16 protein-coding genes are annotated in these 24081 nt (G+C 61.3%); 5 read left to right on the top strand and 11 right to left on the bottom strand.

Annotation, left to right across the window (positions count from 1 at the left end):
* Positions 1-35: 35 nt before the first annotated feature.
* The 4 genes from L6D74_RS11495 to L6D74_RS11480 are packed head-to-tail and all read right to left on the bottom strand — an operon-like array spanning position 36 to position 5597.
* A complete protein-coding gene (locus tag L6D74_RS11495) occupies positions 36-1985 on the bottom strand; it encodes an acetyl/propionyl/methylcrotonyl-CoA carboxylase subunit alpha (protein WP_236189215.1) in 1950 nt (649 codons plus the stop codon).
* The gene (locus L6D74_RS11490) at positions 1985-2800 is read right to left on the bottom strand and encodes a gamma-carboxygeranoyl-CoA hydratase (RefSeq protein WP_085612692.1); all 816 of its coding nucleotides are present in this window, start codon (positions 2798-2800) and stop codon (positions 1985-1987) included. The genes L6D74_RS11495 and L6D74_RS11490 overlap by 1 nt, the downstream gene beginning before the upstream one ends.
* A 13-nt stretch (positions 2801-2813) precedes the next feature.
* A complete protein-coding gene (locus L6D74_RS11485; RefSeq protein WP_236189214.1) occupies positions 2814-4421 on the bottom strand; it encodes a carboxyl transferase domain-containing protein in 1608 nt (535 codons plus the stop codon).
* A gap of 12 nt (positions 4422-4433) precedes the next feature.
* Complete coding sequence (locus L6D74_RS11480) at positions 4434-5597, bottom strand: isovaleryl-CoA dehydrogenase (RefSeq protein ID WP_039767508.1); 1164 nt, start codon at positions 5595-5597, stop codon at positions 4434-4436.
* 201 nt (positions 5598-5798) lie between these two features.
* Here L6D74_RS11480 and L6D74_RS11475 point away from each other — a divergent pair, with 201 nt between their 5' ends.
* Positions 5799-7496 carry an AMP-binding protein gene (locus L6D74_RS11475; RefSeq protein ID WP_236189213.1) on the top strand — a complete coding sequence of 566 codons (1698 nt, stop codon included), beginning with the start codon at positions 5799-5801 and terminating at the stop codon, positions 7494-7496.
* Between the two features lie 668 nt (positions 7497-8164).
* Here the strand turns inward: L6D74_RS11475 and L6D74_RS11470 are convergent.
* The 3 genes from L6D74_RS11470 to L6D74_RS11460 form a co-directional block, all read right to left on the bottom strand.
* On the bottom strand, positions 8165-9064 hold the full coding sequence (locus L6D74_RS11470; RefSeq protein ID WP_085712431.1) for a hydroxymethylglutaryl-CoA lyase: 900 nt from the start codon (positions 9062-9064) through the stop codon (positions 8165-8167).
* Between the two features lie 142 nt (positions 9065-9206).
* Positions 9207-9608 carry a MerR family transcriptional regulator gene (locus L6D74_RS11465; protein ID WP_011334998.1) on the bottom strand — a complete coding sequence of 134 codons (402 nt, stop codon included), beginning with the start codon at positions 9606-9608 and terminating at the stop codon, positions 9207-9209.
* Positions 9609-9663: 55 nt separating this feature from the next.
* The gene (locus L6D74_RS11460) at positions 9664-10608 is read right to left on the bottom strand and encodes a LysR family transcriptional regulator (protein WP_011334997.1); all 945 of its coding nucleotides are present in this window, start codon (positions 10606-10608) and stop codon (positions 9664-9666) included.
* Positions 10609-10784: 176 nt separating this feature from the next.
* Between L6D74_RS11460 and L6D74_RS11455 the strand changes: the two genes are divergently transcribed.
* The gene (locus L6D74_RS11455) at positions 10785-12014 is read left to right on the top strand and encodes an acyl-CoA dehydrogenase (RefSeq protein WP_236189212.1); all 1230 of its coding nucleotides are present in this window, start codon (positions 10785-10787) and stop codon (positions 12012-12014) included.
* Between the two features lie 138 nt (positions 12015-12152).
* Here L6D74_RS11455 and L6D74_RS11450 read toward each other — a convergent pair whose 3' ends face one another.
* On the bottom strand, positions 12153-13487 hold the full coding sequence (locus L6D74_RS11450) for a substrate-binding domain-containing protein (RefSeq protein WP_236189210.1): 1335 nt from the start codon (positions 13485-13487) through the stop codon (positions 12153-12155).
* Positions 13488-13607: 120 nt separating this feature from the next.
* Positions 13608-14420 (bottom strand): exodeoxyribonuclease III, encoded by an 813-nt coding sequence (xthA, locus tag L6D74_RS11445; protein ID WP_064380745.1) that lies wholly within the window; start codon positions 14418-14420, stop codon positions 13608-13610.
* Between the two features lie 174 nt (positions 14421-14594).
* Between xthA and L6D74_RS11440 the strand changes: the two genes are divergently transcribed.
* The 3 genes from L6D74_RS11440 to L6D74_RS11430 all read left to right on the top strand — a co-directional run bounded on the left by L6D74_RS11440 (position 14595) and on the right by L6D74_RS11430 (position 20710).
* Positions 14595-15245, top strand: a complete 651-nt coding sequence (locus tag L6D74_RS11440; protein ID WP_085612687.1) for a GNAT family N-acetyltransferase — start codon at positions 14595-14597, stop codon at positions 15243-15245.
* Positions 15246-15311: 66 nt separating this feature from the next.
* A complete protein-coding gene (locus tag L6D74_RS11435) occupies positions 15312-17039 on the top strand; it encodes an autotransporter assembly complex protein TamA (RefSeq protein WP_236189209.1) in 1728 nt (575 codons plus the stop codon).
* Positions 17036-20710, top strand: a complete 3675-nt coding sequence (locus L6D74_RS11430) for a translocation/assembly module TamB domain-containing protein (RefSeq protein ID WP_236189207.1) — start codon at positions 17036-17038, stop codon at positions 20708-20710. Before L6D74_RS11435 ends, L6D74_RS11430 begins: the two co-directional genes overlap by 4 nt.
* On the opposite strand, the gene L6D74_RS11425 is transcribed toward L6D74_RS11430, so the two are convergent.
* Together L6D74_RS11425 and L6D74_RS11420 are read right to left on the bottom strand one after the other, a co-directional pair.
* On the bottom strand, positions 20707-23196 hold the full coding sequence (locus L6D74_RS11425) for a fimbria/pilus outer membrane usher protein (protein WP_236189205.1): 2490 nt from the start codon (positions 23194-23196) through the stop codon (positions 20707-20709). The genes L6D74_RS11430 and L6D74_RS11425 overlap by 4 nt on opposite strands.
* Positions 23197-23281: 85 nt before the next feature.
* On the bottom strand, positions 23282-24031 hold the full coding sequence (locus tag L6D74_RS11420; RefSeq protein ID WP_236189204.1) for a fimbrial biogenesis chaperone: 750 nt from the start codon (positions 24029-24031) through the stop codon (positions 23282-23284).
* Between the last annotated feature and the right edge of the window lie 50 nt (positions 24032-24081).

The raw sequence follows: 24081 nt of genomic DNA, 5'->3' as shown, positions 1-24081 counted from the left end.
ATCGATCCTCGCGAAGCGTAGGATCGATCCACCTTTCAAGCTTCTTCCAGTTCGACCAGTGCGCTGCCTTCGCTGACCATTTCGCCTTCCTGGCAATACAGCGCCTTGATCACCCCGGCATGGGGCGCGCGGATGCTGTGCTCCATCTTCATCGCTTCCAGTACCACCAATTGCGCGCCGGCCTCAACCGCTTGCCCGGCCTCCACCAGCACCCGCACGATGCTGCCGTTCATCGGCGCCGTCAGACCGCCCTGATGGCTGTGGCTGGCGTCGACAGCGCTGATCGGGTCATACGTTTCAACGCGTCGCAACTCGCCGTCCCATTGCAGAAACAGCACCTCTTCACGACGAATCGCCCGCAGCTGCCGACGCAGCCCGTCGTGCTCGAGTATCAGTTGCTCGCCGATCAGTTTTGCATTACTGCCAGCACCGAGCGTCAACGCCCGGTCCTGCCCCTCGCAACTCAAATGCAAAGTGATTTCACGTGGCAGGCCAGTACGCAAACCGCTGGGAAGCGCCCAAGGCGAAGCGGGATCATCCGCCCGAGCCATCCCCGGCAGGCTCTGCGCAAAAGCCTGCGCCGCCGCCACCCAGAATTCATCGCTCAGCGCAGCAGGCGCTGGCAGTAGCTGTTCCTGATAACGCGGAATGAACCCGGTATCCAGCTCGGCCGCCGCAAACGCCGGATGACCGATGATCCGCCGCAGGAAGTTGATGTTGGTCTTAAGCCCGCCAATCGCAAACTCATCGAGCATGCTCAACAGCCGCAAACGCGCCTGTTCACGATCCTCGCCCCAGGCAATCAGCTTGCCGAGCATCGGATCGTAGAACGGCGAAATCTCGTCGCCTTCTTCAACGCCGCTGTCCACACGGCGCCCCGGCCCTGCGGCGGATTCGCGATACAGATCCAGACGCCCGGTTGCCGGCAGGAAGTCATTCGACGGATCTTCCGCATACAACCGAACCTCAATCGCATGCCCGTTGAGCGGCACCTGATCCTGGGTGATCGGCAGTGCTTCGCCGCGAGCAACGCGAATCTGCCAGGCCACCAGATCGAGCCCGGTGATGGCTTCGGTGACCGGGTGTTCGACCTGCAGCCGCGTGTTCATCTCCATGAAGAAGAACTCGCCGCGAGCATCCAGCAGAAACTCCACCGTGCCGGCACCGACGTAGCCGATGGCTTGCGCCGAACGCACAGCCGCCTCGCCCATCGCCCGACGCAGTTCCGGGCTCAAACCCGGTGCCGGCGCCTCTTCGACGACCTTCTGGTGTCGGCGCTGGATCGAGCAATCGCGCTCGTTCAGGTACAGGCAATTGCCATGCTGATCGGCGAATACCTGGATTTCCACGTGCCGCGGCTTGAGCAGGTATTTCTCCACCAGCATCCGCGAGTCGCCGAACGACGACTGCGCTTCACGCTGTGCGGAGGCCAGCGCTTCAGCCAGTTGACTGACGTCCTCAACGACCTTCATGCCTTTACCGCCACCGCCAGCGGTGGCCTTGAGCAGCACCGGATAGCCGATGCGCTCGCAAGCATCGCGGAAGGTGTCCAGATCCTGAGCTTCGCCGTGATAACCCGGCACCAGCGGCACGCCAGCCGTTTCCATCAGGGCCTTGGCGGCGGATTTGCTGCCCATCGCGTCGATGGCCGAGGCGGGTGGGCCGAGGAAGATCAGGCCGGCCGCTTCGATGGCGCGAGCAAACCCGGCGTTCTCCGACAGAAAGCCATAACCCGGATGAATCGCCTGAGCGCCGCTGGCCTTGGCCGCGGCGATCAGTTTGTCGATTTGTAAGTAACTGTCGGCCGCTTTGCTGCCGCCCAGGTCGACGCGGATATCCGCTTCACGGCTGTGCCGCGCTTCACGGTCGGTGGCGCTGTGTACGGCGACGGTGGTCATGCCCAGCGCCTTGGCGGTACGCATGACCCGGCAAGCGATTTCGCCACGGTTGGCCACCAGCAGTGTGGTGAGAACAGGTGCGCTCATCAACGCGGCTCCTTGGTGGTGGTTGCGGCTTGCCAGCTCGGCGCACGTTTCTGCAAAAAGGCCCGCAAGCCTTCCTGGCCTTCCGGGCTGACGCGAATGCGGGCGATGGCGTTTTCGGTGTAGCGGCGCAGGGCCGGCGTCAGTGCGCCGTTGCCGACCTCACGCAGCAGATCCTTGCTGGCGCGCATGGCGGCGGGGCTGTTGAGCAGAAGGTTGTCGATCCATTGTTCGACTTTCTGTTCAAGCTCGGTTGCCGGATAGCTTTCGGACAGCAATCCAATCTCACGCGCCCGTTGGCCGCCAAAACGCTCGGCCGTCAGCGCATAACGCCGCGCCGCGCGCTCGCCGATGGCCTGCACCACGAACGGGCTGATCACCGCTGGCGCCAGGCCAATGCGCACTTCCGACAGGCAGAACTGCGCGTCATCCGCGCCGATCGCCATGTCGCAGCAACTGATCAGACCCAGCGCGCCGCCGAACGCTGCGCCTTGCACTACGGCCACGGTCGGGATTTTCAGTTTGGCGAGGTTGTACATCAGTTCCGCCAGTTCCCGGGCGTCGTCGAGGTTGGTGTGGTAATCGAGTTCGGCCGATTGCTGCATCCAGGCCAGATCGGCGCCGGCGCTGAAGTGCTTGCCGCGTCCGCGCACCAGCAGGAAGCGCAGGCTGGCGTCGCTGGCGACCTTGTCCAGCGCCAGGATCAGTTCACGGATCATCTCGGCGTTGAACGCGTTGTTCTTTTCTTCGCGGCTCAGCCACAGGGTCGCGAAACCCCGTGGATCGCTCTGCAATTCGAGGGTGTTGAAGTCGCTCATGAGGTTCTCCCGATCACATCCGGAACACGCCGAAGCGGCTCGGTTCGATAGGCGCGTTCAACGACGCGGACAAGGCCAGGGCCAGTACATCGCGGGTCTGCGCCGGGTCGATGACGCCGTCGTCCCACAGCCGTGCGCTGGAGTAGTAGGGGTGACCCTGTTCTTCGTACTGGTCGATGATCGGTTGTTTGATCTCGCTTTCCTGCTCGGCGCTGAACGCTTGGCCGCTGCGTTCGGCCTGTTCGCGCTTGACCTGAACCAGCACGCCAGCCGCCTGTTCGGCGCCCATTACGCCGATCCGCGCGTTCGGCCACATCCACAGGAAGCGTGGATCGTAGGCCCGCCCGCACATGCCGTAGTTCCCGGCGCCGAAGCTGCCGCCGATGATCACGGTGAATTTCGGCACCTTGGCGCACGCCACGGCGGTCACCAGTTTGGCGCCGTGCTTGGCGATGCCGCCGGCCTCGTATTTCTGGCCAACCATGAAGCCTGTGATGTTCTGCAGGAACAGCAGCGGAATCCCGCGCTGGCAGGCCAGTTCGATGAAGTGCGCGCCTTTTTGCGCGGCTTCGGCGAACAGGATGCCGTTGTTGGCGAGGATCGCGATCGGGTAGCCGTGCAGATGGGCGAAACCGCACACCAGCGTCGTCCCGAACAGCGCTTTGAATTCATCGAACACCGAACCGTCGACCAGTCGCGCAATCACTTCGCGCACATCGAACGGCTGCTTGGCGTCCGCCGACACCACGCCGTACAACTCGTCGCTGGCGTACAGCGGAGCAATCGGCGCGCGCTGCTGCACTTCGCCGAGTTTGCGCCAGTTGAGGTTGGCGACGCTGCGGCGGGCGAGGGCGAGGGCGTGCTCGTCGCTTTCGGCGTAATGGTCGGCAACCCCGGAAGTCTTGCAGTGCACATCGGCCCCGCCGAGGTCTTCGGCGCTGACCACTTCACCGGTCGCGGCTTTCACCAGCGGTGGGCCAGCGAGGAAAATCGTCGCCTGATTGCGCACCATGATCGCTTCGTCGGCCATCGCCGGCACATAGGCGCCGCCGGCGGTGCATGAACCCATGACCACGGCAATCTGCGGAATGCCCATGGCGCTCATGTTGGCCTGGTTGAAGAAGATCCGCCCGAAGTGTTCGCGATCCGGGAACACTTCGTCCTGGCGCGGCAGGTTGGCGCCGCCCGAGTCCACCAGATAAATGCACGGCAAGCGGTTTTGCTGGGCGATGGTCTGGGCGCGCAAGTGTTTCTTCACGGTCAGCGGGTAGTACGAACCACCTTTTACTGTCGCGTCGTTGGCGACGATCATGCATTCGACGCCTTCCACGCGGCCGATCCCGGCAATCACGCCAGCGGCCGGCACGTCCTCGCCATAAACGGCATGAGCGGCCAATTGGCTGATTTCCAGAAACGGCGAGCCCGGATCGAGCAAGCGGTTGATCCGCTCACGCGGCAGCAGTTTGCCGCGCGAGGTGTGACGTTCCTGAGCTTTCGCGCCGCCGCCCTGGGCCACTTGGGCGAGCAGGGTGTGCAGGGCGTCGACCTGTTTGAGCATCGCCGCGCTGTTGGCGGCGAACTCCGCTGAACGAGGGTTGAGCTGGGTATGCAGGATAGCCATGGACAGCTCCGTTTAGCGGGTTTCGTTGAACAGTTCGCGACCGATCAGCATGCGACGGATCTCACTGGTGCCAGCGCCGATTTCGTACAGCTTGGCGTCACGCAGCAGACGACCGGCGGGGAATTCGTTGATGTAACCGTTGCCGCCGAGAATCTGGATCGCATCAAGGGCCATTTGTGTGGCACGTTCGGCGGTGTAGAGGATCACGCCGGCGGCGTCCTTGCGCGTGGTTTCGTTGCGCTCGCAGGCCTGGGCCACGGCGTAAAGGTACGCGCGGCTGGCGTTGAGCTGGGTGTACATGTCGGCGACTTTGCCCTGGATCAGCTGGAATTCGCCGATGCTCTGGCCGAACTGCTTGCGGTCGTGGATGTACGGCACGATCAGGTCCATGCACGACTGCATGATTCCGGTCGGGCCACCCGAAAGAACCACACGCTCGTAATCGAGGCCGCTCATCAGCACTTTCACGCCGCCGTTGAGGACGCCGAGGATGTTCTCTTCCGGCACCTCGACGTCATCGAAGAACAGCTCGCAGGTGTTGGAGCCGCGCATGCCGAGTTTGTCGAACTTGTTGCTGCGGCTGAAGCCTTTCCAGTCACGTTCGACGATGAACGCGGTGATGCCGTGCGGGCCTTTTTCCAGGTCGGTCTTGGCGTAGATGACGTAAGTGTTGGCGTCGGGACCGTTGGTGATCCAGGTCTTGCTGCCGTTGAGCACGAAGCGGTCGCCGCGTTTATCGGCGCGCAGTTTCATCGAGACCACGTCGGAACCGGCGTTCGGCTCGCTCATCGCCAGAGCGCCGACGTGTTCGCCGCTGATCAGCTTCGGCAGGTATTTGGCTTTCTGTTCGTGGTTGCCGTTGCGGTTGATCTGGTTGACGCAGAGGTTGGAGTGGGCGCCGTAGGACAACGCCACGGAAGCCGAGCCACGGCTGATTTCTTCCATCGCCACCACGTGCGCCAGGTAACCCAGACCAGCGCCGCCGTACTCTTCCGGTACGGTGATCCCGAGCAGGCCCATGTCACCGAACTTGCGCCACAGATCAGCCGGGAACAGGTTGTCGCTGTCGATCTGCGCGGCACGCGGGGCGATCTCCTTGGCGACAAAGGACTGAACCTGATCGCGCAGCATGTCGATGGTTTCACCGAGGGCAAAGTTCAGGGATGGGTAGCTCATGGGTCACCTTTTGGCTTTTTTGTAGGGTGGGGAGAAGGGCGTTTCAGTTCTCACCTTTACGTTAACGTAAGCCTGTGACGAATGGCTGTCAATCACCCTTTACGTTAACGTCAACTTGAGCGAGAGTAGAGCCAGTTCTGAATGGTCGGAGCTGCCGTGGCTCCGTTCCAACACCCACTAATAAAGACAATAGGGGTCGTCATGGATCAATCCAGTGCAAACCCGCAGCGCAGCTACACCCGTGGTTCCCAGGACAAAGCCTTGCTGGCGATGACCATCGGGCAGAAGTTCGACGAGACCGTCGCGCAGTATCCGGACGGCGAGGCGTTGGTGGTGCGTCATCAGCAGCTGCGTTATACCTGGCGGCAACTGGCCGACGCGGTGGATGTTCACGCCAGAGCCCTGCTGGCGTTGGGTTTGCAGGCCGGTGACCGGCTCGGCATCTGGGCACCGAATTGCGCGCAGTGGTGCATCATTCAATTCGCCACCGCGAAGCTCGGCGTAATCCTGGTCAACATCAACCCGGCCTACCGCAGCTCCGAACTCGAATACGTGCTCAAGCAATCCGGTTGCCAATGGCTGGTCTGCGCCGGTGCTTTCAAGAGCTCCAACTATCACGGCATGTTGCAAGGCTTGCTCCCGGAACTGGTCGAGCAATCCATCGGCGAGCTGCGCAGCGAGCGCCTGCCGGAGCTGCGCGGCTTGATCAGCCTCGATCCGCAGCCGCCTTCGGGTTTTCTTCCGTGGTCGCAACTGGCAGATCTGGCCGCCAGTGTCTCTCCAGAACAATTGCGTGAACGCAGCGACGGTCTGCACTTCGATCAGCCCGTCAACATTCAGTACACCTCCGGCACCACCGGTTTTCCCAAGGGAGCGACCCTCAGTCACTACAACATCCTCAACAACGGTTACATGGTCGGCGAAAGCCTCGGCCTGACTGCCGCTGATCGGCTGGTGATTCCGGTGCCGCTGTATCACTGCTTCGGCATGGTCATGGGCAACCTCGGCTGCATCACCCACGGCAGCACCATGATCTATCCCAACGATGCCTTTGATCCGCTGCTGACCCTGAACACCGTCGCCGAAGAAAAGGCCACCGCACTGTACGGCGTGCCGACCATGTTCATCGCCATGCTCGATCAACCGCAGCGCGCCGAGTTCGACCTGTCGACCCTGCGCACCGGGATCATGGCCGGCGCCACCTGCCCGATCGAGGTGATGCGCCGGGTCATCAGCGAAATGCACATGAGCGAAGTGCAGATCGCCTACGGCATGACCGAAACCAGCCCGGTGTCGCTGCAGACCGGCCCATCCGACGAACTGGAACTGCGCGTCACCACCGTCGGCCGCACCCAGCCGCAACTCGAAAGCAAAATCATCGACGAGGCCGGCAATCCGGTACCGCGCGGCACCATCGGCGAGCTGTGCACCCGTGGTTACAGCGTGATGCTCGGCTATTGGAACAACCCGAATGCCACCGCCGAAGCCATCGACGCTGCGGGCTGGATGCACACCGGCGACCTGGCGAGCATGAACGACGAGGGTTACGTGTGCATCGCCGGGCGTAACAAGGACATGATCATCCGTGGCGGTGAGAACATTTATCCGCGCGAACTGGAAGAATTCTTCTTCACCCATCCAGCGGTGGCGGACGTGCAGGTGATCGGCATTCCCTGCTCGCGTTACGGCGAAGAAATCGTCGCCTGGATCAAATTCCATCCCGGCCACAGCGCCACCGAACAAGAGCTGCAAGCGTGGTGCAAGGAGCGCATCGCCCACTTCAAGACGCCGCGGTACTTCAAGTTTGTCGAGGAGTTTCCGATGACGGTGACGGGCAAGATCCAGAAATTCCGGATGCGTGAGATCAGTATCGAAGAATTACGCGAAAACCAGACCTGACAAAGATCGAATGTGGGAGCGGGCTTGCTCGCGAATGCAGTGTGCCATTCACCAAGCATGTTGACTGACCTGACGCATTCGCGAGCAAGCCCGCTCCCACAAGGGGGGGCGGTGAAAACAGAAATCACAGGAAGCACAAAGGGGAGCCGAAGCTCCCCTTTAATTTTGTCGTCGCGTGCTCTTTTTTATTATTGAGGGGCGGTCTGTTGTTGTTTTTGGCAACCGTGGCCCTTTACCGCTGTTTTTGGCGACCCCCATCCGGGGTCAAGAGCAAACGTATTTTTTTGAGCGCTGATCTGCTTTCTCGTCTAGCGATCCAACCGATTCGGGAGCTACCTGAAGGTAGTTTTATTGTTCTCTGCCCGGTTGCGGGTCATTCCGAGGAATACCCTGAAAAGCACACCTTCTCCAAAAAAATCTGTTAGCTGCGTCTCTGCCGTGTTGTTTTTGTTATGTCAGAGTCGGTACGTCTTATTTTTATTGGTTTGCTGCTTTTTATTCTTGTTATGCCATAGAGATAGCAGAAGCCGTGCCAACTTTATAAAACCCTTTTAAATCAACCGCTTGAGATTTTTGAAGGATTTTTCTTTCAGGCAAAACCAGACAATTTGTTTCCATGTTACTCGCTTGTGCCCACGTTTCGGTCTCGGCGGTAACACAGTCCCCCCTCACTGTGCGCTGCGAGCCTTGGCCACGCGCGAACCGGTCGGGCGGCCGAGCACGGCACTGATCTGCTGGCCGGCGGCAATCAAGGCGTCGAGGTCGATGCCGGTCTCGATACCCAGGCCATTGAGCAGGTACACCACGTCTTCAGTGGCGACGTTACCGCTGGCGCCTTTGGCGTACGGGCAGCCGCCGAGGCCGGCGATCGAGCTGTCGAACACCGCGATGCCTTCCAGCAGGCTGGCGTAGATGTTGGCCATGGCCTGGCCGTAGGTGTCGTGGAAGTGGCCGGCGAGTTTCTCTCGAGGCACCTGCTTCGAAACCACTTCGAACAGTCGGCGGGTCGCGCCCGCAGTGCCGGTGCCGATGGTGTCACCCAGCGACACTTCGTAGCAGCCCATCGCGTACAGCTCGCGGGCGACCATGGCCACTTGTTCCGGGGCGACCTCGCCTTCATAAGGGCAGCCCAGCACGCAGGAGACGTAACCGCGCACGGTAACGCCGTGCTGTTTCGCCGATTCCATGATCGGCGCGAACCGCGCCAGGCTTTCGCTGATCGAGCAATTGATGTTGCGTTGCGAAAAGGCTTCGGACGCAGCGGCAAACACCGCGACTTCCTTGACCCCGGCGGCCAGCGCATCCTCAAAACCGCGCAGGTTCGGCGCCAGCGCGCCATAGGTCACGCCGGGCTTGCGCTGGATCTGCGCGAACACCTCTGCGGAACCGGCCATCTGCGGCACCCACTTGGGCGAGACGAAACTGCCGACTTCTATATAGCCGAGACCGGCGGCGCTCAGCGCGTCGACCAGTTGCACCTTGTCGGCGACGCTGATGGGCTGGGCTTCGTTCTGCAGGCCGTCACGTGGGCCGACTTCGATCAGGCGTACTTGGGAGGGGAGGGACATGGCGTTGACCTGCTCTTTTGAATTCGTGCGGAACCCTTGTGGGAGCGGGCTTGCTCGCGAAAGCGGAGTGTCAGCCGACAAATCTGTTTCTGAAACATCGCTTTCGCGAGCAAGCCCGCTCCCACATTGGGATTTATTTAGGTTACTGAACTGATTGCTGACTCTTGAGCGTCTGCTCCAGCGCCTGCACGCAGCGTTCTTCGGCGGTGTCGAGTTCCAGCTTCATCTGTTCGATGTCCAGCAATTGCTGTTCGAGCTGTGCCCGGCGCTCGCTGATTTTCGCCAGCATGCTGTTGAGTTGTTTGGTGTTACCGCTGGAGGGGTCGTAGAGCTCGATCAGCTCGCGGCACTCGGCCAGGGAAAAACCGATGCGCTTGCCCCGCAGGATCAGCTTCAGGCTGACCTTGTCGCGCGGCGAATAGATGCGTTCCTGGCCTCGGCGCTCGGGGCTGAGCAAGCCTTGTTCTTCATAGAAGCGGATCGCCCGGGTGGTGATGTCCAGCTCGCGGGCGAGGTCGGAAATGCTGTAGGTCTGGCTGCTCATGAAAGCGCTCGAAGAAGGGTCTTGGCGCTAAGCTAATGGCAGGTTGACGTTTACGTCAAGTAGCGGGCGCCTGCAGCTTGTCGAGCTTCTTCTCGTGCGCTGTCACTTGCTGGCACAACTCGATCATCTGCTCGCGCATCCAGCGGTTGGCCGGGTCCTGATCAGTGCTTTCGTGCCAGTACAAATGGGTTTCCACCGGCGGTACATCGTTGACCGGCAGATTGAACGCATGCAGGTCATGGCGGCGGGCGAAACGCTCCGGCACGGTCATCACCATGTCGGTCTGCTGCAACACCTGGGACGCCATCAGATAGTGCTGCGAGCGCAGCGCGATCTTGCGCTGGATGCCCATTTTGCCCAGCGCCAGATCGACATGACCCAGGCCACTGCGCCGGCTGGAAATATGGATGTGGGTCAGCGACAGGTAATCGTCGAGGGTGAATTTTTCCTTGGTCGCCAGCGGATGACCCTTGCGCATCGCGCAGACGTAACGGTCTTCCATCAGCTTGACGTGGCGCACCTGCGGGTCGGTGTTGAGCGGTGCATCTACGGCGAAATCGAGGCGCCCGGCAGCCAGCTCCTTGGTGGTTTCCCGGCGTTTGGACAGGAAGCTTTCGATGATCACCGTCGGCGCCAGACGACGCAGACGCTGGAACAGTGGCGGCAGAATCACCGCTTCGGTCAGGTCAGTCATGCTGATGCGGTAGGTCTTGACCGCTTGCGAGGGGTTGAAAATGCGGCTTTCCTGAACCGACACCCGCAGCAGCGACAGTGCGTTGCGCACCGGACCGATGATGTTCTGCGCCATGGGCGTCGGCACCATGCCTTGGGCGGTGCGCACGAAGAGCGGGTCGTTGAAGGTCTCGCGCAACCGCGCCAAGGCGTTGGACACCGCCGGCTGGGTAATGCCGACAATCTGCCCGGCGCGGGTCAGGTTGGCTTCGGTGTAGATCGCGTCGAAGACGATGAAAAGGTTGAGGTCGACCTTGCTCAGATTCATTACGCGGCTCTCTTGTTATAGGTGAATGGCGCGGGTCAGGGCGGCCAGGAAAATCAACCAATCATATATCGGTGATGAATGTTTATACACGCCGAGAATAGGCTAGGTAAATTATCAACGCTGTTCTAGCATCGATTGCATGACTTAAACAACCTGCCGAAAAAAGGTAATTGCTCATGGATTTCGCTTATTCGCCCAAGGTGCAAGAACTGCGTGAGCGCGTGACCGCGTTCATGGACACTTACGTTTACCCGGCCGAAGCCGTGTTCGAACGGCAGGTTGCCGAAGGCGATCGCTGGCAGCCGACGGCGATCATGGAAGAACTCAAAGCCAAGGCAAAGGCCGAAGGTCTGTGGAATTTGTTTCTGCCTGAGTCGGAACTCGGCGCCGGCCTGACCAACCTCGAATACGCGCCATTGGCGGAAATCATGGGCCGTTCGCTGCTCGGTCCCGAGCCGTTCAACTGCTCGGCCCCCGACACCGGCAACATGGAAGTGCTGGTGCGTTACGCCAACGAAGAACAGAAGCAGCGCTGGCTCGAACCGCTGCTGCGCGGTGAGATCCGCTCGGCATTCGCCATGACCGAGCCGGACGTTGCGTCCTCCGACGCCACCAACATGGCCGCCCGTGCCGTGCGCGATGGCGACGAGTGGGTGATCAACGGCAAGAAATGGTGGACCTCCGGCGCCTGCGATCCGCGCTGCAAGATCCTGATTTTCATGGGCCTGAGCAACCCCGACGCCCCGCGTCACGCTCAGCACTCGATGATCCTGGTGCCGGTCGACACTCCCGGCGTGAAGATCCTCCGTCCGCTGCCGGTGTTCGGTTACGACGACGCGCCCCACGGCCACGCCGAAGTGCTGTTCGACAACGTGCGGGTGCCGTACGAAAACGTCCTGCTCGGTGAAGGACGCGGCTTCGAAATCGCACAAGGTCGTCTTGGCCCGGGCCGGATTCACCACTGCATGCGTTCGATCGGCATGGCCGAGCGCGCACTGGAACTGATGTGCAAACGCTCGGTGAGCCGTACCGCGTTCGGCAAACCGCTGGCGCGTCTGGGCGGTAACGTCGACAAGATTGCCGACTCGCGGATGGAAATCGACATGGCGCGCCTGCTGACCCTGAAAGCGGCGTACATGATGGACACCGTGGGTAACAAGGTCGCCAAGAGCGAGATTGCACAGATCAAGGTCGTGGCACCGAACGTCGCGTTGCGGGTGATCGACCGGGCGATCCAGATCCATGGCGGGGCCGGGGTCTCGAACGACTTCCCGTTGGCCTACATGTACGCCATGCAACGCACCCTGCGCCTGGCCGATGGCCCGGACGAGGTGCACCGTGCGGCGATCGGCAAGTTCGAGATCGGCAAGTATGTGCCGAAGGAAATGCTGCGCAGCGGTCATTAACCGCGTCGCCGGCTATCGCGAGCAGGCTCGCTCCCACGGGGTCGCTGGTGTCCACATACGTTGTGTTCGCTGGAGATCTAATGTGGGAGCGAGCCTGCTCGCGATGGGGCCTGCTCGTTCAACGCATCAACACCAGATTCAGTAAACCCAAACCTCAACCCGCCGATTCTTGATCCTGCCTTCATCCCCGCTGTTGGTCGCCACCGGCATCAGCGCGCCAAACCCGCGCACCTCGCGCAGCACCACGCCGTTCTTCACCAACTCCCGGCGGACCGCCATCGCCCGCAGCTTCGACAGCAAATCCGCCCGCGCCGGGTCGTCCTTGGCGTCGCCGAATCCCACCAGAGTTACCGCGCGGTCGGTCTTGTCGTGGTGCTTTATATAGTCGAACACCCGGGCCAGATCCTGGCGGGCCTTGTTGTCGAGGCTGGCGCTGCCTTCTTCAAAGCGGAAGTTCACGGTCAGACGCTGGGCGTGGCGGCTGAGGGATTGATAACCCTCGGGCATCAGCGCATTCGGTGTGACGGCGATGGCCTGTACGGTCTGGGCAATAAAACCGTTGGCCGCGACAATCGCCTGACCCCGGCGGCTCTGCGCAAACTCCACCAATGCCTTGGCCCAGGGATTGTTGTTGTCGGGCGGCAGATAGAAGAACAACCGCCGCGACAGCGGATAGTCTTCGGTGGCGATCAGGCTGGCGAGCGGCAACATTGCCTGGGATTGGCCGTCGACGATCGCCACGGCCTTGGCCTGGCGCACGTAGGGCAGGCCGATGAAACCGATGGCCTGCGGATCGGCACTCACGGCGTCGGACAGTTGCTCGCTGGATTCAAACCGCTTCGCGGCATTGCTCAGGGATTTCCCACGACGGCTGAGGACAAGTTCCTTGAACGTGTCGTAGGTGCCGGACTGGTCATCCCGCGCATATAAATGAATCGTCCCACCCTTGCCGCCGACGTCTTCCCACGTCTTCGCCTCGCCACTGAAGATCCGCGCCAGTTGTTCGGTGTTCAATTGATTCAGCGGATTGTCGGGATGAAGGATGATCGCCAGGCCATCGATGGCAATGACTTGCTCGGCGTCGGGACTTTTCAGATCGCCCCGGGCTTGCAGATTCAGCAGTTCGCTGTCCTTGATCGGTCGCGACGAGGCGGCCAGATCGGCGCTGGCGTTCTTGAGTGCAGTGAAACCGGTGCTCGAGCCGTGGGCAGCGATTTCCACCACGACCCTCTGGCCTTGGGCCGTCAGGCCGACGACTCGTTGTTCGTTGGCGGTGTCCGGGGTTTCGCTGTGGACTTTCAACAGCCCCTGGTCTTGCAACAGGCCTTCCACCAGCGCCGGGCCGAGCGCCGCGCCAATGGTGTTGGAACCCTGGATGCGCAATACCGGGCCGTTCTCGGGAATGGGCAACGCCGCAACCGCAACCTGCAGCCAGGCGCTCAGGAGAAAGACGAACAGAACACGCAGGGTCATGCCGGCACCGATTGCAGCCAAGGGGATTGCCGGGGAGATTAAGTCAGTGAGGTTGCTGAAAGATGACAGTGCTCAAACTGTGGGAGCGAACTCCCACAGCGATTTGAGCTGATTGCGGTATCAGCTCAATTCAAGCCAGATCGGCGCATGGTCCGAAGGCTTTTCCATCCCGCGCAGTTCATAGTCGACGCCGGCGGCTTTCACCCGTGGCAGCAAACCGTGGGACGCCAGAATCACATCAATGCGCAGACCGCGCTTCGGCTCGTCTTCAAACCCGCGACTGCGGTAGTCGAACCAGCTGAACGTGTCGGTCACGTCCGGGTTCAGGTGACGGAAACTGTCGGTCAGGCCCCAGTTTTTCAGGCGGGCCATCCACTCGCGCTCTTCCGGCAGGAAGCTGCATTTGCCGGTTTTCAGCCAGCGTTTCATGTTGTCCGGGCCGATGCCGATGTCGCAGTCTTCGGGGGAGATGTTGACGTCGCCCATCACCACCAGCGGCTGTTCGTTGTGGAACTGGCTTTCCAGCAGCGCTTGCAGATCGCTGTAGAAACGCTGCTTGGCCGGGAATTTGGTCGGATGGTCGCGGCTTTCACCCTGTGGGAAATAGCCGTTCATGATCGTCACCGGCACGCCGTTGGCGTCGGCGAATGTGCCCCAGATGAAGCGCCGCTGCGCGTCTTCTTCATCGGTGGCGAAGCCTTTGTGTACGGCAATCGGTTCCTGGCGCGAGAGCAGGGCGACACCGTAATGGCCTTTCTGGCCGTGGAAATACACGTGATAACCCAGGGCCCGCACTTCATCCAGCGGGAACTGGTCGTCGTGGACCTTGGTTTCCTGCAGGCCGATGACGTCCGGCTGATGCTTTTCGATCAGCGCCGCCAGCTGATGCGGGCGGGCCCGCAGTCCGTTGATGTTGAAGGAAACGATCTTCATGGTCGGCAGTCCTGGCAAAAGGGCGATGCTAGCTGACATGTAGGATCTGGGCCAGCGTGGCGGTAGTCCATATGCGCTGCTAATGTCTTTCGGGTGTGGGAACGATCCCTTCTGCCCAAGGCTCGTATAACAAGAACGGGGCCTCTTGAGTCCCGTCCAGGGAGAATCACCGTCATGCCTGAAACCCAAACCGCCGTTGCCGACATCCACATGCTCGACCGCGGCTATTCCCGTGAAGCGCGATCTCTTCTCTATCAGGCTTATCGCCACGAGCCGACCTTCGCTTACCTGTTCGAAGCCGAGCGCGCGGGTTACGAGCAGCGGGTGCGGGCCACGGTGCGGGAGCTGGTCAAACAGCATTTCCTGCAGGATCTGCCGGCCATCGGCCTGCTGGTCAACGACCGCTTGATCGGCATCGCCCTGATCGCGCCGCCGCAACGGCGTCTGGGCGTTACGGAAAGTTGGGCCTGGCGTTTGCGCATGGTGCTGAGCACCGGCTTCCGCTGCACCCGCCGTTATCTGGAATATCACGCCGCCGTTGAAGCCTGCGTGCCGACCGACTCGGTGCACATGCTGCCGCTGCTCGGTGTGCATCCACAATTTCAGGGCAAGCATTTCGGCGAGCAACTGTTGCAAGCGGTGCACAACTGGTGCGCGGTAGACGAAAGCTCCCAAGGCGTGATTCTCGACACCGGCAACCCGCGCTATCTGGAGTTCTACAAGCGTCAGGGTTACGAGGAAATCGGCGAAGTGGCCGTAGGCCCGGTACGCGAGCACGTGTTTTTCCACGCCAACCCGCAGGTGTTACAAACTGCAACGGGATAACCGTCGAACTTTTTGGGAAATTTCCTGTTCTATCACGCTCCCAAGCCCGTGATAGCATCCGCGCCTATGAAGTTTCCAGGAAGATTTACCAGTGGCGTGCTCATGCTGTTAACCAGCTGCGCGGCGCTGGCGCAAAGTGAATTGGATGTGCGGATCAAACCGTCCAACGATGAACTGAAAGCCAATATAGAAGGCTATATCGGCAGCCTCGGCGATCGTGACGAAGAAGCCTTGCAGCGCTTCAGTCGCGGCGCCGAAGAACAGGCGCGCAAGGCCGCCCAGGCCTTGGGTTATTACCAGCCGCAGATCGAAAGTGACGTCAAGGGCGGTGAAAAACCGCGTCTGGTGCTGAACATCGATCCCGGCGAGCCGATCCGCCTGCGCAACGTGACCGTGCGTGTTGACGGCCCGGCGGCCTCTCTCAAATCCTTTCGAGTCCCCAAGAGTGACGTGCTCAAGCCCGGCGCGGTGCTCAACCATGGGCGTTACGAAGACGCCAAACGCCTGATTCAGAACCAGGCCTCGCGTTATGGCTTCTTCAGTGGCCGTTTCACCAGCCAGAAATTGATGGTCGACCCGCGCGCCGGGGTCGCCGACGTCGAACTGATCTACGAAAGCGGCCCGCGTTATGCGCTGGGCAAGGTCAGCTTCGAAGGCGACACCCCGTTCGACGAAGACCTGCTACAACGCATGGTGCCGTTCAAGGCCGGCGAGCCGTATGACTCCGAGCTGATCGCCGAACTCAACCGCGACCTGCAATCGAGCGGATATTTTGAAGGCGTACGGGTCGACGCCGCACCGACCGCCGCGAAAAACGACGTGATCCCGGTGGACGTCAAACTCGGCACCCGCAAGCCGCGCACCATGGGCCTCGGTCTCGGTTATTCCACCGACGTCGGCCCGCGAATCAAGGCCAACTGGACCCGCCATTGGGTCAACCCGCAGGGCGACAGTTATGGCTGGGAGGCCGAACTCTCGGCGCCACGGCAGAACGTCGGTCTGTTCTACGACATCCCGCTGGACCCGCCGCTGACCGACAAACTGCGCTGGGCCGGCGGTTATCAATACGAGGACATCGACGGTTCCGACACCTTGAGCAAGCTGCTGACCTTCGGCCCGGAATGGCACAGCAAATTGCCCAGCGGCTGGCAGCGGGTGATCTCGCTGAAATGGCAGCGCGAGGAATACCAGCTCGGCGACGACTCCGGTCTGAGCACCTTGCTGATGCCCGGCGTCAGCTATTCCTACCTCAAGAGTGACAACCGCATCGACCCGCACAACGGCTATCGCCTGACCTTCGAAAGCAAAGTGGCGAAAGAAGGGCTCGGTTCGGACAACAACCTGCTTTATGGCACGGCGCTGATCAAGGGCCTGACCACCGTGTTCGACAAGCATCGCTTGCTCGGCCGGGTGCAGGTCGGCGGCAGCGCCACCAACGGCTACAAATCGGTGCCGCCGTCGCTGCGCTTCTTCGCCGGTGGCGATCAGAGCGTGCGTGGTTACGACTATCAGAGCCTGTCCCCGGAGAACTCCGAGGGCGACCGTATCGGCGGGCGCTACATGGTGGCCGGCAGTGTCGAGTACCAATATTCGATTGCCGAGAAGTGGCGCGTGGCGACCTTCGTCGATCAGGGCAACTCCTTCAACAAACTCGAACTGCCGAACCTCAAGACCGGGGTCGGTATTGGTGTGCGCTGGGTTTCGCCGGTGGGGCCGATCCGCCTCGACCTGGCCCATGCGCTGGACGACGATGGCGGCATCCGGCTGCACTTTTCCATGGGGCCTGAGCTGTGAAGCGTGGTTTGAAAATATCGGCGCTGGCGTTGTTGTCGCTGGTGCTGCTGATTGTATTGAGCATTACCGTTGTGCTCGGAACGCAGGCCGGCAGCCGTTGGGTGCTGGGTCTGGTGCCGGGCCTGAGCGTCGACAATTTCCAGGGTCGCCTCGGCGGGCAGTGGAGCGCCGATCATCTGCTGTGGCAGCAGGACAGCAGCCGCGTCGAGCTGAGCAAACCGATCTTCGAATGGTCGCCGCTGTGTCTGACGCGCATGACGTTGTGCATCGAACAGCTCAAGGCCGATACCGTCAGCCTGCAATTTCCGCCGAGCGAAGAAGTCACTGAAAGCGGCCCGATCAAGCTTCCTGATCTGCAATTGCCCGTGGCCATTGAGCTGGGCGACGTGCAGGTCGGCAGCCTGTTGTTCAACGGCAGCGAAGAATTGAAAGGCCTGCAACTGGCGGCGCACTGGACCGCCAAGGGCATGCAGATCGACAGCGTGAAACTGCAACGCGACGAGTTGAGCCTGAACCTCTCCGGCCTGCTACAACCGACCGGCAACTGGCCGCTGAACATAGCCGGTGATCTGACCTTGCCGTCGCCGGCGCCCGAGCCGTGGACGCTGGCGCTGAAAATCGACGGCGACCTGCTGAAAACTCTCAACCTGAACGCCGACAGCCGTGGCTACCTCAACGGCCAGTTGAGCGGCGAACTGCAACCGTTGGCGGAAAACCTGCCGGCCAAAGTGCGGATCACCTCGGAGGCGTTCAAGTCGAGTGCGGATCTGCCGGACACCCTGCAATTCAATCAACTGCTATTGACCGGCGAAGGCGACCTGAAAAACGGTTACCAATTGCTCGGCAATGCGACGCTGCCTGCCGATAAAGGCCCGGTAGCGCTGTTGCTCAAAGGCAAGGTCGACGCCAACGGTGCACAGATTGCCGGCCTCGATCTGACGGCCAACGACAAGCAAAGCCTCAAGCTCACCGGCAATGTCGACTGGAGCAAAGGCCTCAGCGCCCAGGCCAACATCAACTGGCTGGATTTTCCTTGGCACCGGCTCTATCCGGAGATCGACGAGCCGCAGGTCGCTTTGCGTACCTTCACCGGCGAAGTCTCCTACACCGACGGTCAGTACATCGGTAATTTCGCCGCCGCTGCAGATGGGCCGGCGGGGGCGTTCAGCCTGAGCAGTCCGTTCAGCGGCAATCTCAAGCAGATCTTCCTGCCACAACTGAAACTCGAAGCCGGGCAGGGCAAGGCCGAAGGCCATGTGAACGTGCAGTTCGCCGATGGCATTGCCTGGGACACCGCGCTGGAGTTGTCGGCGCTCAACCCGGCGTACTGGGTTGCGGAGTTGCCGGGCACCCTGGCTGGGCCGTTGAAGAGCAAAGGCGAAATGAAGAACGAACGCCTGAGCCTGAATGCCGACCTCGATCTGAAAGGCAAACTGCGCGGGCAACCGGCGGTCCTGCAAGCCAAGGCTGACGGCGCTGGCGAGCAGTGGAATCTGAATGCCCTGCAAATTCGCCTCGGCGACAACAGCATCAACGGCAAGGGCAGCCTGCAACAGAAGCTCACCGGGCAGATCGACATCAAACTGGCGCGACTGGCCCAGCTCTGGCCGCAACTGCGCGGGCAGATCAACGGGCGGGTCGATGTCGCCGGCACGCTCAAGGCGCCGCAGGGCAAGCTCGGCCTGCAAGGTTCGCAACTGGCGTTCCAGGACAATCGCCTGCAAAGCCTCAACCTCGACGCCAACCTCGACAGTGCGCAACGGGCGAAGATCGACCTCAAGGGTAGCGGCATCCAGGCCGGCGATACGTCGCTGGGCACCCTGACCGTCAGCGCTCAGGGCGATATCAAAAACCAGAAACTCAACCTCGACCTGCTCGGGCCCAAGCTGAAACTGGCGTTGGGTCTGGACGGCAATCTGGACAAGGGCAACTGGCGCGGGCGTCTGGCCAGCGGCGACATTCAGGCCGGCGGCCAGGACTGGAAGCTGCAAAACCCGGCCAAACTCGAGCGTCTGGCCGACGGCAAGATCAACTTCGGCGCCCATTGCTGGATGTCCGGCAATGCCAGCCTGTGTGGCGAAGACCAGCGCCTGATGCCGGAGCCGAAGCTGCGTTATCACCTCAAGCAATTCCCGATCGAAAGCCTGGCGCAGTGGCTGCCGAAGGATTTCGCCTGGCAGGGCAAGCTCAACGCCGACCTGCAACTGGACCTGCCGGCCAGCGGCCCGAACGGCCAGATCAGCGTCGATGCCAGCGGCGGCACCTTGCGCATGAAGGAAAAGGATCAGTGGGTCGACTTCCCGTACCAGACCCTCAAGCTCACCAGCAAACTCACGCCGAAACGCATCGACACTGATCTCAACTTCGTCGGCGGCAAGCTTGGCGAGTTGATGGTGCAGGCGCAGATCAACCCGCTGCCGGCGAGCAAACCGCTCAGCGGTTCATTCCGCCTCAGCGGGCTTGATCTGTCGGTGGCGCGGCCGTTTGTGCCGATGGTCGAAAAACTCACCGGGCGCCTGAACGGCAGCGGCACGATTTCCGGTGGCCTGCTCGCGCCGCTGGTCAACGGCACGGTGCAGCTCAGCGACGGCGAAGTGTCCGGGCCGGAGTTGCCGATCGAGCTGCAAGCGTTGCAACTACAAGCGGTGATCGCCGGTGAAGCCGTGCAATTGAACGGCGGCTGGAAAAGCGGCAAGAGCGGGCAGGGCAGCCTGAACGGCAACATCGCCTGGGGTCAGGCGCTGGTGGTGGATCTGGCGCTCAAGGGCACGCAATTGCCGGTGACGGTCGAGCCCTACGCCAAACTGGAAGTGGCGCCGGACCTGAAGATTTCCATGGCCGGCGATGAGCTGGCAATTGCCGGCAAGGTGCTGGTACCGAAAGGCGAAATCACCGTGCGGGAACTGCCGCCATCGACGGTGAAAGTCTCCGATGACACGATCATCGTCGGCGCGCAGACCGAGGAGGGCAAACCGCCGCTGGCGATGAAAATGGACATCGACGTGGTGGTCGGCCAGGACAAGCTGAGCTTCGCCGGGTTCGGCCTGACCGCCAACCTGCAAGGTCACGTGCACATCGGCGACAACATGGACACCCGTGGCGAGTTGTGGCTCAACGACGGACGCTACCGCGCTTATGGTCAGCGCCTGACGGTGCGTCGCGCGCGTCTGCTGTTTGCCGGGCCGCTGGATCAGCCGTATCTGGACATCGAAGCGATTCGCCAGACCGACGACGTGATCGCCGGTATCCGCCTGAGCGGCAGCGCCGAGCAGCCGACGACACAGATCTTCTCGGAACCGGCCATGAGCCAGGAACAGGCGCTGTCTTATCTGGTGCTGGGGCGTCCGCTGAGCACCACCGGCGAGGACAACAACATGCTCGCGCAGGCGGCACTCGGTCTGGGCCTGATGGGCAGTTCCGGGGTCACCAGCAGTCTGGCCAGCGACCTGGGCATTCAGGACTTCCAGCTCGACACCCAGGGCAGCGGCAACACCACCAGCGTGGTGGCCAGCGGCAACATCTCGGAAAAACTCAGCCTGCGCTATGGCGTCGGCGTATTCGAACCGGCCAACACCATTGCCTTGCGCTACAAGCTGAGCAAAAAGGTTTACTTGGAAGCCGCCAGCGGCGTGGCCAGTTCGCTGGATATTTTCTACAAGCGGGATTTCTAAGGGACTTGCGGGGTGCACACCAGCGACACCCGCTCATAGTTCACTGCCTTGTTGCGTTCCGGTAACGCGTAAGACGCCTCGCAGCGCTGGCCCTGCCAGTGGATGATCAGGGTACCGGCGTCGGCTTCAACCAGCGCCAGTGCCTTGCCGCCAGGGTCAGAGATTGCCAGTTGCTTGCCGGCGCTGTCTTCAAGCGACGCGCCAAACGGGATCGGTTTGTGCTGTGCGTCGAACAAGGCAAACTGCACACGCCGTCCGGTCTTGCTGGCGTAACGGGCCAGCACCACAGCGCCACGTCGCGGCACCACTTGCCGGGTCGCATTGTCGATCTCGATATCACCGCCCAGGTCGCGGGTGTCGAGGTTGATCCAGTTCACGCGATAAGGCTGCGCGTTGGGCACCACCGCGAAACCGTTACTACCGGTCCTGGCCCCTGAGAAACTGCCGATTTTCACGCCTTCCACCCCGTCGACCTGCGCCAGCGCGAATGTCTCACCCACGGTTTGCCCCAGGTTGATCCCGCCGGCATGGCCGACGATCGAACCTGCCAGGTTCAGGTTTTGCGAGTTGTACCCGCGTCCCTGGCTGTAGCCGGCGCTGATGTCCATCACCGAGGTGCGGGTGCTGAGGTTGACCGAGCCGCTGTTGCCACCGGTGCTGCTGTTACCGCCTTGCACCGAGTAATAGGTGTCGCTGTCTTCCGACAGATAGCCGTTGATGCCCATTTGGGTGGTGTCGTTGCCTTTCTGCGAACTTGCCGAGACAAAGGCCCGCGGCGCTCGGGGTTTCGAGCCCAGAGGGAACGACACGGACAGGTTGACCAGAGTGTCATTGTTCGCCGGCCCGTAGTTACCGACATCCTTGGAGTACGTGGCCCCGAGGTTGTAGCTGACATCGCCCCAGTAGTTGCTGTAACCCGCCGACAGGCTTTGTGAGCCGCCGCGTCCCCAGTAACGCTGGTCGCTGGCGTTGATGTAGACGCTGCCATATTCCTGGTTGCGCCCCAGGCTCTGGTTGACCGTCAGGTCGGTGCGGGTTTTCGAGTTGCCGGTGCGTGGTTTTCCCTCGCTGCTCAGTTCCTCGACGTGCTCGGTGAGGGTGCGATAGCCCTCGGTCGAGTAGCGGTACGCGGCGAGGGTGAAGTTGGTGTCGGTGCCGGTAAACGTCTTGGCATACAGGGCGCGCAAGCTGTTGCCTGTGACCGTCTGAGCGAAGGTACGACTGGCGGAGTGGGTCACGTCCAGCGATACCGCACCAATGGCCGTGTTACGACCCGCACCCACGGACAACGCCTGGAAATTTTCCGTCGCCTGTAGCCCGACGATCGCCGACAGGTTGCTGCTGAGGCCATAGGCCAGGGTGCTGCTGACAAACTGCGGCGATTTCTGCTCATCGCTGTTGCTGTTGTACTGGCCGGCCGAAACGCTGTACTTCAGTTGGTCCTGGCGCACCATGATCGGCAGGCTGGAAAAGGCTTGCACGCTCACCCGGCGCCGGCCATCGGCCTCGATGATCGTCACTTCCAGGTCTCCGTTGGAGCCGCTGGGGTAGATGTCGCTGATCTCGAACGGTCCCGGCGGCACATTGGCTGTGTAGAGGATGTAGTTGTTCTGGCGAATCTCCACGGTGGCGCTGGACTGCGCGATGCCGCGAATCACGGGTGCATAGCCACGTTCGCTGTCGGCACGCATGCCGTCGTCGGACGCCAGTTTCAGGCCGCGATAGCGCACGCTGTCGAACAGGTCGGCATCCGAAAAAATATCCCCGGCGCTGAACTGCCCCTTCAAGGCCGTAACGTCATGTTGCAGGTAGCTGCGATTACTTTTGAAGGTGCCGGGGCGGCCGGTGCTGCTGTTGAAGTTCGACTCGTTACGCAAGCGCCAGCCGCCCAGATTGATTCCGTTGCGCAAGCCGACGTTGTTGGACAGGGAGTTTTGCGCCTGGGTGCTGTTGCGGTTACTGCTCAACTGATAGTTGATGAACGCGGCGGGCACGCCTTCATCCCACAAGGCCGGGTCCACATAACCACGCCGGCCGCGTTCCATCGCGCTTTGCGGGACACTGACCATCAGCCGAAGGCGTGGTACGTCGTAACGCACGGTGGCGTGATCGATCAACGCGGGCAGGTCCAGGCAGGCGTTCGGATCATCGCCAACGAGTTTGCCTGCGGCCTGCAGTTTGCCGATGTCGACCCCCAATTGCTGCACCATTTCCAGGGTCAGGCAGGCCTCGACCTTGCCCGTGCCCGGATGGCGACGGAAGTCGATATCGCGGCGGCCAACCAGTGTCTCGTTGCCGTAGAGGTCTACCCGGTAAATGCCGGGCAGCACGCGACTGGTGGCGAGCAGTGATTGCAGGTCGACAGAGGACGGTGCACCTTGCAGAAACGAGGTATTGAACTGTTCATCGCCATCGGCCAGGCAGGCGGAACTGAAAACCAGGACAACCGAAAATGGCGCCCATCCGTCTCGCTTGAGTAAAAACATGCAGGAACCCTATATCACCTCCGATACGAACTAACGGAGCGAAGAGAAATACAGTGAAAGTGCAGCCGTGACAGCGGCACTCAAGTTATGGGGATTCTTTATCCAAACTGGCTCGGGTTTCGGCGCTGCTGGACAGTTGCGCGGCATAACGGTCTTGTGCGCCATAGTCATTGATGCTGCTGAATGACAGGCGTGCGTTATTGGTGTGCTTAAGTTGTTTGAGATTGAACTCTTTTTGTTCGCCGGGAGCGATCATCATTGAATCAAAGGGATGTTCGCTGAGTGCACCCGATTGCAGCGTTATATCGGCAATCGATACGTGGTACTGGCCGGGGTTGTTCACCAACAGCAGGTTTTTGCCGGCGCGCTCGGTCAGGCGCCAGGTCAGTTCGCTCGGTGCCAGGTAGGCGTTGTTTTTCAGCGCCGCCGGACGAAAGAACACCTTGATACGCTGGCGCACAGCGAGCTGCAAAGTGTTCTTGGTTTTCGTAGCCTGGGGAATTTCCTGCACGTTGAGCCACACCACCGATTCGCGGTCGGTCGGCATGCCCGTGCCTTCGTAGATCACCCGCAATATCTGCTGTTCGTCCCCGCTGACGCGCACCAGTGGCGGCGTGACGGCGAACGGTACAGCGGCGGTTTCGCTGGCATCGGTGTCGATCCAGGACTGGATCAATACATCTTCACCGCTGTTGCGCACGGTGATCCCGGCTTCTTTGTGCTGGCCGTCGAAGACCAGGCGGGTGCTGCTCAATGAAATGCCGGCCTGGACCTGATCAACCATGAGCAGGCCCAGAAGGCCTGCGCAAAAGGACAATGAGTGACGATAAGACATGAGGGTTACCGCGCTATTGAATGAGAGTGCAGGGCCGCTTGGCCCCGCAC

This window comes from Pseudomonas pharyngis (genome assembly GCF_021602345.1).
Lineage (GTDB): Bacteria > Pseudomonadota > Gammaproteobacteria > Pseudomonadales > Pseudomonadaceae > Aquipseudomonas > Aquipseudomonas pharyngis.
Note: the sequence above shows the minus strand (reverse complement) of the source record. Positions and strands in the feature narration are given on the sequence as shown.

What these genes read in the sequence shown, in the direction of transcription:
- L6D74_RS11475 (WP_236189213.1), top strand. Translation starts at nt 5,799, where the DNA reads ATGGATCAATCCAGTGCAAACCCGCAGCGCAGCTACACCCGTGGTTCC.
- L6D74_RS11470 (WP_085712431.1), bottom strand. Translation starts at nt 9,064, where the DNA reads ATGTCCCTCCCCTCCCAAGTACGCCTGATCGAAGTCGGCCCACGTGAC.
- L6D74_RS11450 (WP_236189210.1), bottom strand. Translation starts at nt 13,487, where the DNA reads ATGACCCTGCGTGTTCTGTTCGTCTTTCTCCTGAGCGCCTGGCTGCAG.
- L6D74_RS11435 (WP_236189209.1), top strand. Translation starts at nt 15,312, where the DNA reads ATGAAGTTTCCAGGAAGATTTACCAGTGGCGTGCTCATGCTGTTAACC.
- L6D74_RS11490 (WP_085612692.1), bottom strand. Translation starts at nt 2,800, where the DNA reads ATGAGCGACTTCAACACCCTCGAATTGCAGAGCGATCCACGGGGTTTC.
- L6D74_RS11485 (WP_236189214.1), bottom strand. Translation starts at nt 4,421, where the DNA reads ATGGCTATCCTGCATACCCAGCTCAACCCTCGTTCAGCGGAGTTCGCC.
- L6D74_RS11455 (WP_236189212.1), top strand. Translation starts at nt 10,785, where the DNA reads ATGGATTTCGCTTATTCGCCCAAGGTGCAAGAACTGCGTGAGCGCGTG.
- L6D74_RS11460 (WP_011334997.1), bottom strand. Translation starts at nt 10,608, where the DNA reads ATGAATCTGAGCAAGGTCGACCTCAACCTTTTCATCGTCTTCGACGCG.
- L6D74_RS11420 (WP_236189204.1), bottom strand. Translation starts at nt 24,031, where the DNA reads ATGTCTTATCGTCACTCATTGTCCTTTTGCGCAGGCCTTCTGGGCCTG.
- L6D74_RS11480 (WP_039767508.1), bottom strand. Translation starts at nt 5,597, where the DNA reads ATGAGCTACCCATCCCTGAACTTTGCCCTCGGTGAAACCATCGACATG.
- xthA (WP_064380745.1), bottom strand. Translation starts at nt 14,420, where the DNA reads ATGAAGATCGTTTCCTTCAACATCAACGGACTGCGGGCCCGCCCGCAT.
- L6D74_RS11425 (WP_236189205.1), bottom strand. Translation starts at nt 23,196, where the DNA reads ATGTTTTTACTCAAGCGAGACGGATGGGCGCCATTTTCGGTTGTCCTG.
- L6D74_RS11465 (WP_011334998.1), bottom strand. Translation starts at nt 9,608, where the DNA reads ATGAGCAGCCAGACCTACAGCATTTCCGACCTCGCCCGCGAGCTGGAC.
- L6D74_RS11440 (WP_085612687.1), top strand. Translation starts at nt 14,595, where the DNA reads ATGCCTGAAACCCAAACCGCCGTTGCCGACATCCACATGCTCGACCGC.
- L6D74_RS11495 (WP_236189215.1), bottom strand. Translation starts at nt 1,985, where the DNA reads ATGAGCGCACCTGTTCTCACCACACTGCTGGTGGCCAACCGTGGCGAA.